The sequence below is a fragment of the Pseudanabaena cinerea FACHB-1277 genome, assembly GCF_014696345.1.
GTDB classification, from domain to species: domain Bacteria; phylum Cyanobacteriota; class Cyanobacteriia; order Pseudanabaenales; family Pseudanabaenaceae; genus Pseudanabaena; species Pseudanabaena cinerea.
Genome location: NZ_JACJPY010000100.1, coordinates 1 through 13,510 on the forward strand (window position 1 = coordinate 1; position 13,510 = coordinate 13,510).

The window sequence follows — 13,510 nt, forward strand, 5'->3', positions numbered from 1 at the left end:
GGATTGAGAAAGGGATTGAGAAAGTTGCTAAGGCTTTGAAAGAGCAGAATATCGCTATTGAAATTATTGTTGAATCGACTGGATTGTCATACGAAGCTATTCAAAGAATTTGAGCGAGCAATAGCACTACCAAATTTTTGGTTTAAAGTCTTTGCCATTAGCAATAATTACGGAATCACCTGCGGGTTGGATTAGGAATAATCCTTCTTGAATCGCATATTCGTTAACTCTTTCATCGATTTTAATTCCTGCTACGGCTCCATAGAGTTTATCATTTTTATGTTTGGGAAATGCTTTTTTGAAGCGCTCTAAGGTTTGTAAAAATCTTTTCACATCACGAACTTCTAAATGAGATTTCACTTCGATCGCGACTACTTCAGTGGTATTTTCTACGAGAATATCAATTTCAATGGAACCTTGATCATCTTGACCCGTAACTCGGAGAGCCGTGAGATGTACTTCTATTCCTTTTTCTTGAAATAGTCTGGCGGCGGCAGGTTTGATCAAGTTTTCGACAAATTCTCCCCATCGGCTCGTTAGCCCTCCTACTTGCTTGTTGGTTTGGGCAACTTGGGCGGCTAGTCTTGTTATTTCTTGGCTGGTTTTTTCGATTTGTTGGTCGGTGCGATCGCTTTGTTCACGTAGTCGATTCATTTCTCGTTCGGCAGCTTGTTGGTATTCCTTACGTTGCTGCTCACTTTCACGGAAGAGGGCAAAGATGTCGTCTAGGGTGATGGGTTGACTCATGATAGTAGTTTAATCAAGGTGAATATAATGTGATGATGTGATCCTAATACTTGACATAATTTATAATTATGATATAATATCTTCAGGATTAGTGAGTACTAAAAAATATCACTATACTTAATTATTCTGTCTTCTTTAAAATTATCTCCTATTAAGGCTCCTCTTGTTTATTAAGTAAATTTAATTTATGCCTAAGCAAACTGGAAATTCGATCGCAACTGCCTTTGATCTTGGAACTGTAGATGCCAGCATCAAAATTTCTGAAGACACCATCTCAAATACCGATTCTCTTGGTTACTACAAGTTTAAGATAGCCGAAAATAGCAAGCTGAATATTAAACTGAGTGGTTTGAGTCAGAATGTGGACTTGTTTTTGCTTAATGCTGATGAGAGTCAGATTCCTACACAATCTGTTTTTGCAGGAAATGTTGATGAAAATATTATTCAGAATTTAAAGGCAGGTAGTTATTATTTCTATGTGCGCGGGGGCGGAACTGGGACAAATTATAAGATCGAAACTAGTGCCATCTCTTTGGGGGCAATTCCAGTCGATAGTGCTGGAAGCAGTTTAGATAGAGCTAATAACCTTGGTACGCTGGGGACAACAGCAACAGTTGTTAATGAATTTATTGGTAATTTTAATGGGCTAGACATCGATTACGCTGACTATCATCAATTTACCATTTCTGAAAATAGTACGGTCAACCTCAAACTGACTGGGTTAAGTCAAAATGCTGCGATCTCATTGTTGGATAGTCAAGGGACTCTCATTACTGGTTCTGAGAATAGTCCTGCGGACAAAAATATTACTCAAAATCTCCGATTGGGGAATTACTACGTCTTTATTACTAACAGTGGGGGAAATGGTACTAGTTATCAATTGTCATCCAGTGCTGTTTCTCTAGGTGCTGTGCCTGTGGATAATGCAGGGGAAAGTCTTTATAAAGCCAAAAATCTTGGCGTACTGGGTGCAACGGCAACTGTTGCGAATGACTTTTTGGGTAACTTCAATGGGTTATCTACTGATAGTAGCGATTATTTTCAATTCACCATTGCGGATAACAGCACTGTTAACCTCAAGCTGAGTGGATTGAGTCAAGATGTAAACCTGAATTTGTATGATAGTCAGGGGAATCTCGTTGTCAGTTCCGCGACAGGAGGTAATGCTGACGAGAATATCACCCGCAATCTGCGGGCTGGGACTTATTATGCTCAAGCTACTGGAGGTGGAACTGGTACTAATTACCAATTTGCCGCCAGTGCGATTTCTCTAGGTGCTGTGCCTGTTGATAATGCAGGGGATTCTCTCGACAAGGCTAAAAATATAGGAGTACTGGGCAACACTGCGATAGTTATTGATGAATATGTTGGTAATTTTGGAAACTTCGGTGGTGCTATTGATTCTAGTGATTACTATCAATTTTCAATTACCGAGAACAGCACTGTTAATCTAAGCCTGAGTGGGCTGAGTCAAGATACGAATATTTCCTTGTTGGATAGTCAAGGTAATTCTATTAAAACCTCGGCTACCAGTGGAACTAGCGATGAAATTATCTCCCAAAAATTGCGATCGGGTACTTATTTTGTTTCCGTAAGTCCGGCATCAGGGTTGAACAATGGAAGTAATTATCGATTTAGTGCAAATGCTGTTGGCTTAGGTAGCACTCCTGTTGATGCCAATGATATAAATCAGGCTAGTGACTTGGGTATTCTGACTGGAGTAATACCGACGTTGCAAAGCGAAATTGCTAGTGCCAATTATCAGAATTACTATAAATTCACCCTATCTGAAAATAGTAATGTCAATTTTAAGCTCAGTGGATTGAGTCAAGACGCAAATATAGAACTATTAAGTAGTCAGGGAAATACGATTATTTCTGCGGTTAATCCTGGCACTGTTGATGAAACTATTAGCAAGAATTTGAGGACTGGAGTTTACTATATTCGAGCATCTCGTGGTTTTTTTGGCGATCCATTTGCTACTCCTACGAGCCTTAATTTTAAGCTGGATGCGAGTGTAACGAGTTTAGGTGCGATTCCGATCGATCTTCCTGGGAATAGTATCGATCAATCGAAGGATCTTGGAACTCTAAAAACTGAAGTAGTTTCAGCGACAGATTTTCTGGGAAACTTTAACAACTTATCTGACGATTACACTGACTACTATAAATTCATTCTGGCTGACAATAGCACTGTCAATTTAAAACTGAGTGGCTTGAGCCAAGATGCTAATTTAGTTTTACTGAATGGTAATGGTAATACTATCGTATCTTCTAGCAATACTGGGAGTAGTGATGAAAATATTAGTCGCAATTTGCCAAAAGGTACTTATTATGTGCGAGTAGATGCGGGAATCGGGCTATTTGGTTTCCCGACTGGACCTAATGGTGTAGTTGATGCAAAGAATACGACTTATAAATTGGATGCGAGTGCGATCGCGTTAGGTGCAATTCCCGTTGATAATGCTGGCGAAAATATTGACCAATCTAAGGATCTCGGAACTATTAAAACTGAGGTAGTTTCAGCGACAGATTTTCTGGGTAATTTCAAAGATTTAGCAAATGATTATTACGATTACTATAAGTTCACCATTGCTGATAATAGTACGGTCAACTTAAAATTAAGTGGCTTGAGTGAAGATGCTAATTTATCTTTGCTCAATAGCGGTGGTGCTATAATCTTGTCTTCTAGGAATACTGGGAGTAGCGATGAAAATATCAGTCGCAATCTCCAAAAAGGTACTTACTATGTGCAGGTAGAGGGCGGAATCGGGCTATTTGGTGGCTTTGGTACTCCTGGAACTAGTGATGCGAAGGGAACAAACTATAAGCTAGATGTCAGTGCGGTTTCTATTGGTACGCCACCTGTAGATAATGCAGGTGAAACTATCAATCAGGCTAGGGATTTGGGGGTAATTAGCGAACCTCAACAAATTGCTGATTATATTGGTAATTTTAATAGTTTGAGTAATGATTCGGCGGATTATTATAAATTCCGTGTGACGACAGATAGTTTCTTGAATCTGAATTTCACTGAAACAGCAATCAATCCTAATCTTCAACTTTTCAATAGTGCTGGAAAGTTGCTTTCTACTCCGACCGGTTTTACAAATCTTGCTAATACCAACATTAGTCAAGGGATTACCGCCGGAACTTACTATTTGGGTGTCACGCCTAATGGTAATGTTGGCAGTAATTACAAACTAAATATTGCGGTTCCAACTATTACAGATTTGGCGGGAAGTGATAATCAGACGGCGCGAGATGTGGGTATATTAAATGGAGCGAGAGCTTTTACTGATTTTATTGGTTCGATTGATTCTAGCGATGTCTATCGGTTTGAGTTAAAGGAAAAGAGTACCTTTAACCTCAATTTCAATCCAGATAAATCCAGCGATAAAACCTACATCAGTCTGACAAATGCTAAGGGTCAATGGTTGACTAATATCAATACTAGTACCGATCCTATTTCTCAAGAACTAGATGCAGGGGTTTATTATGCAGGGATTTATAACTATGGCGGCGCAAATAATGACACCATTTACAATCTCAATCTGTCAGCTATTCCCAAACAAAATTCCGCCTTCCAAATCCTGAATGTTAACCCGATCGCAGGCAGTAATCAAGGTGAAGCGACTATTGATATTAAGGGGACTAAATTCACACCAACTGCCAAAGTTAGCATCGTTGATCCTGCGGGGAAAGAAGTAAATAGTAGCGCGGTAACAGTCCTGAATGATACCAACATTGCGGCTAAATTTGACCTCAAGGGGCAAGTAATAGGTGCTTATGATGTCAAGGTGGTAGACGGAACTAATCAAGCCTTGGCCAATGATGTCTTCTTAGTGAATGACTTGGCACCAGGACGGTTACAGGTAGATATTGCCGCTCCTGGGGCGGTGCGTCCAGGGGCGACGGGAGAATTAATTATTACCTATCGCAATGCTGGGAATACAGATATTGCGGCTCCGTTGCTGACTTTGGTAGCTAAGGGTGCGCTGTTGGAGGAATCGGGCGTGTATAAAGATAGCACGATTCAGTTCTTGGGCATCAACAAAGAAGGCAATGCTGGGGTGTTACCTGCGGGGGCGACTGGTTCGGTACGGGTGAAATTCCGTTCGGCTTTAGATGCGACAAATATTGATTTCCAAGTTAATAGTTTGGCATTAGATGAGAATGTTGACTGGAATGGCATTAAGGATAGTTCTCGTCCTGAAGGGATTGCGGCGGATGTGTGGGACAAGATTTATAGTAATTTTGTTACTAGTGTCGGTGGTAAGGCAAGTGAGTTTCAAAAGGTATTGAATGATAATGCCAATCGCCTCAGTCAATTGGGTGAATATACGGGCGATATCTCGCGGCTGTTGAGTTTTGAGTTGCAGCAGGTGAATAGTAATGCGATTTCGGCGCGGTCTACTGTGGGGGCGTTTGGGCGCGGTGGGGTGAATCCTTGGGATGTCACTGCGATTACGGATGCGGCGGGGAATGTGGCGATTCAAACTGGCGATCGCCGTCGCACGTTTACCAAAGGGAAGGATGGTAAATATCAGGGCATTACTGACGATTTGGGCAGCTTGACTAAGGTAGGCGATGTCTATCAAATCAAAGAGTTTGATGGCACTGTTCAGAGCTTTTTGGCAAATGGGAAGTTAGATTTTATTCAAGATACCAATGGGAATAAAGTCACTCTCGGCTATACCGCTAATCTGTTGACAGGGCTGAGTTATGGCAATGGCGATAAAGTCACCTTCAAATACAATGCCCAAGGGCGGGTAAATGAAGTCGTTGATATCTACGGACAATCTACCACCTATACCTACGATGCAACTGGGGAACGGTTGTTATCGGTGAGTGATGTGAGTGGGGCGGTTAGTTATACCTACGAAACAGAGGGCGCGAAAGCCAACGCGATTAAATCAATTACTTATCCAGATGGCACTCAGTCGCTATTTGAGTACGATGATTTGGGACGGGTGACGCAAGAGAGCCTCAATGGTGGTGAACAAACCCTCAAGTATAGCTATGACAGTACGGGCGGTGTGACGGTTACTGATGCTAACAATAAATCTACCCAAGTATTGCTCAATGACCGTGGACAAGTCGCCCAAACTACCGATGCTTTGGGAAGGGTTAGCCGTTTTAGTTATGACAGCAAGGGCAATCTCACTCAAGTATTAGCTCCTGATAGTTCCAATGCCAAATTTACCTACGATAGCAAGGGGAATTTACTCGCTTCTACCGATGCACTGGGGCAGAGTGTCCAATTTGCCTACGATTCGCGCTACGACCAAATTAAGAGCGTCACCGACCAAAAAGGGAATGCGATTAATTACAGTTACGATGATAAAGGCAATCTGGGTAGTATCGGCTATGCAGATGGCTCGAAGGAAAGCTTTACCTATAGCGATAAGGGTGATGTGACGGTTTCTAGCAATCGGCGCGGACAGCAGATTAGTTATACCTACGATAGTCGCGGCTTGCTAACCAAGAAAGCCTTTGCTGATGGTACTTCGGCTGCATTTGAATACGACCTGCGGGGGAATTTAACCAAAGCCACGGATGCTGATAGTAGCGTTACTTATGGCTACGATACCGCCGACAGACTCACCAATGTCAGCTATGGCGGGACGCGCTCCCTCAGCTTTAGCTACGATGCAGGTGGACGGCGGAGTAAGATGGTTGACCAAGATGGGTTTGCCACCAATTACAGCTATGACAGCGTGGGGCGGCTGAAGCAACTGACTGATAAGGATGCGAAAAACATCGTCAGCTACAGCTACAACACTTTAGGACAACTCAGCCGCGAGGATAATGGTGAAAATGGCACTTATACAGTTTATTCTTACAATGATGTTGGAGCAGTTCTGAGCATAGTCCAGTACATAGCGGACGACAATACCGTTAACTCAAGATTTGAATATACCTATGACGATCTTGGTCGTCTAACAAGTACGTCAAGTGAGGAAGGAAAAACAAGTTATGGTTACGATGCTACTGGTCGGCTAACTTCTGAGACATCACCAACTGGATTAACTGAATACCAATATGATGCCGCTGGCAATCGGACAGTGTTAAAAGATAGTGGAGTAGACACTAGTTACAGCACCAATAATCTGAACCAGTATACTAAAGTTGGTGACACTACTTATACCTATGATCGAGATGGGAATTTAGCGACCAAGACTCAGGATGGTAAAACTTCTAGTTACGCTTACGATAGCGAAAACAATCTAATTGAAGTCAAAACTCCTGATGAAACATGGAAGTACGAATATGATGCTCTCGGTAATAAAGTTGCGACTATTAAAAATGACACTCGTAGTGAATATTTACCAGAATCTCTCAGTGTGAGGTATGTATCTGGCGGTGGTAGTGGTTCCTCGACTGGTTCTGCTACTACTCAATCCTCGACTGATTCAACGACAAGTACCTATTCTGGACAGTGGGATGTTCTTAGCATCGTTGCCGCAACATATGACGGCATTAATATATTCACAAATGCTCCCACTAAGAATAGACCTACAGGTCAAACAAACTCACCTGTGCCCACTGCACCTGCACCTACTGCACCTGCGCCTACCGCACCTGCGCCTACTGCACCTGCGCCTACTGCACCTGTTCCTAAACCGTCAGGAGACAATCCAGATTGTGATTTAAGACATAAATCTTCTTTCTTCAAAGCTACGACTGCTTTAAGATTGCATTTAGCAGACCTAGAAAAAACAAATGCATATTTAAACAGCAATGATATTGATGGAGCTATTAAAAATCTCAATAGTTCAAACGGTGCTCTACAAGTTTTGGGAATTCTCCGATCGATAGATATCACAGAAGATGTTAAGGATTATCTACGAAGCCATGCTGGATTGCCTACAATTTCCAATTTTCAAGACATACAAAAAGAAGCAGTAAAATTCATAGGAGATTTACTAAAGAAAGGAGTTTTAAATGCAACAGCTACAGTTTTTTCTGCTATACTCGGTCTTCCATCTAATGAAGCAACTGAGTTCAGGAATCGATTAAATACACTAAAAGGAAAGTTAGAAGGATTATTCAACATACCAGAAAAATTCATAGCACTAATAAAACCTATTACGGATACAATCAATGGTCTGGAACTACTGGGGTCTAGTCCAGAAAGTTGTGATAAGTCAGAGTCTTCTGGTTCCTCATCCATGTCTTTTCCGCCGAACCCAAATCCACCCCCCTCTCAAGATGGTCTTTCACCTAAACCAAAACCAAAACCCCCAAAACCGATTCTTCCACCGAACCCAAAATCTGAACCCCCTGTCGGGGATATTCCACCCAACCCAATTCCAGAACCTTTTGACCCTTACCCCATATTTAAATACTTCCCCAAAGCCAAAGCCGAAGTCCCAATCCTCAACTCCTTCGACCCCAACGACATTATCGGACCAGGCGGAACAGGAACCGATCGCTGGCTCACCCCCGATCCCATCCTCCCCTACACCATCCGCTTCGAGAACATAGCCACCGCCACCGCACCCGCCGTCCTCGTCAACATCACCCACACCCTCGACAGCGACCTCGACCTCAACACCTTCGAGCTAGGCGACTTCGGCTTCGGTAGCACCACCATCACCGTCCCCGACGGACTGCAAAACTACACCACCCGCCTCGACCTCCGCAACACCATCGGCGACTTTGTAGACTTCACCGCCACCCTCAACACCACCACCCGCCTCGTCACCTGGAAGATCATCACCATCGATCCCCTCACAGGAGAACCCGCCGAAGGAGTCACTGACGGCTTCCTCCCCCCCAACAACGCCAACCGCGACGGCGAAGGTTTCGTCAATTACCGCATCAAAGCCAAAAGCGACACCCCCAACGGAGCCAGCCTCGATGCCCAAGCCAGCATCGTCTTCGACACCAATGCTCCCATTGTTACCCCCGTCTGGTCAAATAAAATTGATACGGCACTACCCAGCAGCCAAGTTACGTCCCTATCTGCCAACAGTAGCACCAATTTCAAGGTTGCATGGACAGGCGCAGACAATGGTAGCGGTGTCGCCAAATACGATATTTACGTCTCCGACAATGGCGGTAATTTCACAATCTGGAAACAAGGTATCACTGATACTTCCGCAACCTATACAGGTGAATTAAATCATGTTTACCGCTTCTACAGCGTGGCTACGGATGGCGTAGGTTTCCAAGAATCTGCCCCAAATCAAGCCGATACTTCTACAACTGTAGTTGTGGTAAATAATCCACCGACAGTTGAGAAGGCAATAGTAGATCAAAACGCTAAACAAGGAACTGCTTTCAATTTCCAACTTCCTACCAATACCTTCGCAGACATTGACGCGGGTGATGTTCTTACCTATTCAGCAACCTTAGAAAATGGTAGTGCTTTACCAAGTTGGTTGACATTTGATGCCACAACTCGGACTTTTAGCGGGACTCCCACTAATGATAATGTAGGGAACTTGAATGTTAAAGTCGCAGCTACAGATAAAGCCGGAGCATCTGTTAGTGATATCTTTGTAATTGCCGTTGAAAATGTCAACGATGCACCGATAGTTGCTAACCTAATCGCAGATCAAAACGCCAAACAAGGTAACGCTTTCAATTTCCAAATTCCTACCAATACCTTCACAGATATTGATGCTGGTGATGTTCTTACCTATTCTGCAACCTTAGAAAATGGTAATGCTTTACCAAGTTGGATAACTTTCAATTCCACAACTCGCACCTTTAGCGGTACTCCAACTAATGATAATGTAGGGAATTTGAATATTAAAGTCGCAGCTACAGATAAAACTGGAGCGACTGTTAGTGATATCTTTGCGATCGCAGTCGAAAATCTCAATGATGCTCCGATAGTTGCTAATGCGATCGCCGATCAAACTACCACCGAAAGCCAAGATTTCAGCTTCACCTTTGATGTCAATACCTTCAACGATATCGATACAGGCGACAGCCTCACCTATGCCGCCGCCCTAAAAAATGGCAATGATTTACCACCTTGGCTAAAATTCAATGCGATCGATCGCACCTTTAGCGGTAAACCCACCAAACCAGATCTTGGCAGTCTTGAAGTTGTTGTCCGTGCCATAGACAAATCAGGAGCGAGTACAACTGATACATTTCTATTAAATGTGTTAAGTGCCAAATCATCGCTCGCTAAATTAGCTGATGACATCTTCACGATTTCAGGCGGTACTGCTGGCAAACCCAAACTACAAATCACCATCTCAGACTCCAATCCCAAAGCTGTAAATGACTTAGCCGTATTTACTGTTGATAACGCACAAGGCAGAATCAATGGCATCGCCCCCACCGAAACTGGCTATACCCAAGCCGCCCTAAGTCGTGCCAAAAATATCTTTTCAGCGATCGCCAATCTTCCCAATGGCTTCGATCCCAAAACCTTGAGCAGATCCTTAGAATTCAACTCTGGCGACAATCTTAGATTTTTACTAGTTAAAAATGACACCTTAGACAATGTTCGCAAAAAGAACGCATCCAATCCAAACATTTTATTCTCCAATGTCTCCAATCAAAAAATTACCGACTCTGGCACAGGCAACTTCACCCTAGCTTGGGAAGATGGCAATGGCAACAGCAGCGACTTCAAAGACTTCGTAGTCAACATTCAAGCGACAGATACTTCTTTACCATTAGGCGCAAATCTCCAAGATCAGCAACAAGGCGAAGTATTAGATTTAAGCAGCGTTGACTCAACCAAAACAGTCCAAGCTAACTTTGTGGTCAATAGAGAAGCTGCCTACAACAACTTTGTGGGCTTCTACAAGATCACCGACTCCCAAGGCACAATCACCGATCCATTAACAGGACTTTCCCTCAAACCAGGGGACAGTGGCTATACCGAAGCCGCCATTAAAAATCGTGTTGCAGGGATCGACTTACAAGCCGCCAACCAATCCACCGCAACCATAAACGGCGTATTTCAAGGCGGTTCGATTTTCGCTCCATTTATTATTGCCAACGGTTCCGTAAATCAACTTCTAGATACCGATAAATCTAACGACCCCGCCGTATACTTTGCTTATCTCGGCGCTAATTCCGATGGAGTCGATCACATTCGCCTATTAGCAAATAATACCTTTGGATTTGAAGATCTTCCAAGCGGCGGAGACTTCGATTACAACGACATCATCATCAAAGCAAATCTTTCTGTTGCTTAGATAACGTGATAAGCGATCGCCCCATATTTCAGGATTCTAAACTAAGATATAGAGCGATCGCCCTTATACACATCAAATCTCATCAGGATTAATCCCCATTGACCTAAGATAATTCGCTAGCTTCTCTTTTTGCTGACGTTCCTGCTCAGCCCTTTCCTCAGCCGAGGGATATCTCACATTATCGCGATCGTACCAATAGAGCCACTCACGCTCCCAATTACCCCATATACGCCGCTCACAGCCGATTCCTAAGCCAATCTCTGGCATCCATACGACCTTGCTAGATTCCGACAACAGCGCCACCGATGGCAATAATTCATACTTTCCATCAATTAATTTATAGACTTCCAAAGATTCATGCCCTTTGTAACGTCCCCTCCGTCCGCTTAGGGAGTTGTAAACCACATAATACAGAATCCCTAACTTTTGATATTGTCTTAACTTCTCTTCGTATTCGCCATTATATTCCTTAGAGATGACTTCTAGAACCAGAATTGGTTTTACCTGTTCCTGCCACAACACATAGCTCAATCTTCCACCTTCATCCTTGAGGCGTGGTACACCGATCGCTAAAAATCCATCAGGAACAATTGCCTTAGATTTCTTGGGTTCTTCAATATTCGCTTCGTAGTAGTAGCACATATCCACTCCGAAAAACCAATCTTGGCGATCGCTCCAAATAGATCGCAACAGGTTTAGGAGCATATTCGGAATGTCATTTTGGAGTTCGTTATCCACAGGGGTTTCATCGGAATCTGGCAAGTCTTCCGCCGTGGGCAGTTGACGGTATTCAAACGCTATTGTCACCATTGGTTTTGACACATTACTTTTGTTTGATTATTTCGCATTATAGCAAAGCGATCGCCCCATATTTCAGCATTCTAAACTGGGATATAGAGCGATCGCCCTTATACACGTCAAATTTCATCAGGATTGATACCTATCGACCTTAGATAGTTAGCTAGTTTCTCTTTTTGTTGACGCTCTTGTAATTTTTGCTGACGCTCTTGTAATTTTTGTTCACGCTCTTGATCGGCGATCGCCTCCGCCTCTTGCTTCGCAATACGCTCTTGAGAAGCAATCATGCGCTCTTGTCTAGCAATCATTCGTTCCTGCTCAGCGCGTTCTTCAGCCGTGGGATACCTGACGCAATCGCGATCATACCAGAAGAGCCAGTCACGTTCCCAATTGCCGCATATACGGCGCTCACAGCCAATTCCTAAATCAATCTCTGGCATCCATACGACCTTGCCAGATTCTGGCAATAGCGTCACCGATGGTAATAATTCGTATTTACTATCAATTAATTTATAGACTTCCAAAGATTCATGTTTTTTATAACGTCCCCTGCGACCGCTTAAGGAATTGTAAACCACATAATACAAAATCCCTAGCTTTTGATATTGTCTTAACTTCTCTTCGTATTCGCCATTATATTCCTTAGAGATGACTTCCAGAACCATTATTGGTTTTGCCTGTTCCTGCCACAACACATAGCTCAATCTTCCACCTTCATCCTTGAGGCGTGGTACACCGATCGCTAAAAATCCATCAGGAACAATTGACTTGGATTTCTTGGGTTCTTCAATATTCGCTTCGTAGTAGTAGCACATATCCACTCCGAAAAACCAATCTTGGCGATCGCTCCAAATAGATCGCAACAGGTTTAGGAGCATATTCGGAATGTCATTTTGGAGTTCGTTATCCACAGGGGTTTCATCGGAATCTGGCAAGTCTTCCGCAGTCGGTAATTGACGATTTTCAAAAGGTATTGTCACCATTGGTTTTGACACATTACTTTTGTTTGATTATTTCGCATTATAGCAAAGCGATCGCTAAACCTCTGAACAGGGATATAAATGGCTATGGCTTGATAGCCGCAATTTTACTAACGATCGCCCTATTTATCGGACTGCAATTTTTAATAGGCTATGGCATTTCCTATATTTTCACGCCCATATTTACCCAAGCTTGGTTCAATGCGATCGCCGTCACGATTTTTACTAGAAATGCTCTGCGATCGCTCCGTAATTGTCACAGGTTGGTTTCGCCGCAGCCAATACCCCACCATTGACCTATCGACAATGCAACCAATCATAGAGGATCGCCCCAAACAACGCGCTTCTCTGACTAGCCATCACCAATTCTGGAATAATATCGCTAGTTCATTGCTAGTTCTCATTGGCTTAGCAATTTTACTGCTCACTTCAAAAATCATTTGACGTTATGCAGCAATAATAACCATTATTTCGAGTTGTTGGTCGATAGCACTTTGACACTCTTCACAGGCTCTTTGACTTTGCTCGAATGCTCGTTGGGATGGGTGTTGATATTCATTGCGTTCTCGTTCGCTATCGCGGAAGAGGGCAAAGATGTCGTCTAGGGTGATAGTGTGTTAGATAACAACCATTTTTTGTGATATATAGAAAACATCAGAGATAGTTTTTCATAGTGCTGTAGTTATTTAGCGATCGTTCATAAAATAATCTTGGAGAAGCGATGATGGTTGCAAAATACTTTAATCCTTATACAGATTTCGGATTTAAGAAACTGTTCGGCGAAGAAGGCAGTAAAGATTTACTCATCGAC

At 43.0% G+C, this 13,510-nt stretch carries 5 protein-coding genes and 2 pseudogenes; 4 read left to right on the plus strand and 3 right to left on the minus strand.

The genetic code is table 11. The annotated features are described in order from the left end of the window. Positions 1-113 (plus strand): annotated as a pseudogene (locus H6F44_RS24245) (Rpn family recombination-promoting nuclease/putative transposase); the annotation flags it as partial. A 13-nt stretch (positions 114-126) separates the two neighbouring features. Here H6F44_RS24245 and H6F44_RS19940 read toward each other — a convergent pair. Then, positions 127-747, minus strand: a complete 621-nt coding sequence (locus tag H6F44_RS19940; protein ID WP_190352818.1) for a DUF3782 domain-containing protein — start codon at positions 745-747, stop codon at positions 127-129. Between the two features lie 187 nt (positions 748-934). Here H6F44_RS19940 and H6F44_RS19945 point away from each other — a divergent pair, with 187 nt between their 5' ends. Continuing rightward, the gene (locus tag H6F44_RS19945; protein WP_190352820.1) at positions 935-10,921 is read left to right on the plus strand and encodes a putative Ig domain-containing protein; all 9,987 of its coding nucleotides are present in this window, start codon (positions 935-937) and stop codon (positions 10,919-10,921) included. 72 nt (positions 10,922-10,993) lie between these two features. On the opposite strand, the gene H6F44_RS19950 is transcribed toward H6F44_RS19945, so the two are convergent. Beyond that, positions 10,994-11,731: a Uma2 family endonuclease gene (locus tag H6F44_RS19950; RefSeq protein WP_190352822.1), complete on the minus strand. Its 738-nt coding sequence runs from the start codon at positions 11,729-11,731 to the stop codon at positions 10,994-10,996. A 107-nt stretch (positions 11,732-11,838) separates the two neighbouring features. Then, complete coding sequence (locus H6F44_RS19955) at positions 11,839-12,702, minus strand: Uma2 family endonuclease (protein WP_190352824.1); 864 nt, start codon at positions 12,700-12,702, stop codon at positions 11,839-11,841. Between the two features lie 150 nt (positions 12,703-12,852). Between H6F44_RS19955 and H6F44_RS19960 the strand changes: the two genes are divergently transcribed. Both H6F44_RS19960 and H6F44_RS24250 read left to right on the plus strand, forming a co-directional pair. Beyond that, the gene (locus H6F44_RS19960) at positions 12,853-13,143 is read left to right on the plus strand and encodes a hypothetical protein (protein WP_190352826.1); all 291 of its coding nucleotides are present in this window, start codon (positions 12,853-12,855) and stop codon (positions 13,141-13,143) included. Between the two features lie 280 nt (positions 13,144-13,423). Further along, positions 13,424-13,510, plus strand: a pseudogene (locus H6F44_RS24250) (Rpn family recombination-promoting nuclease/putative transposase); the annotation flags it as partial.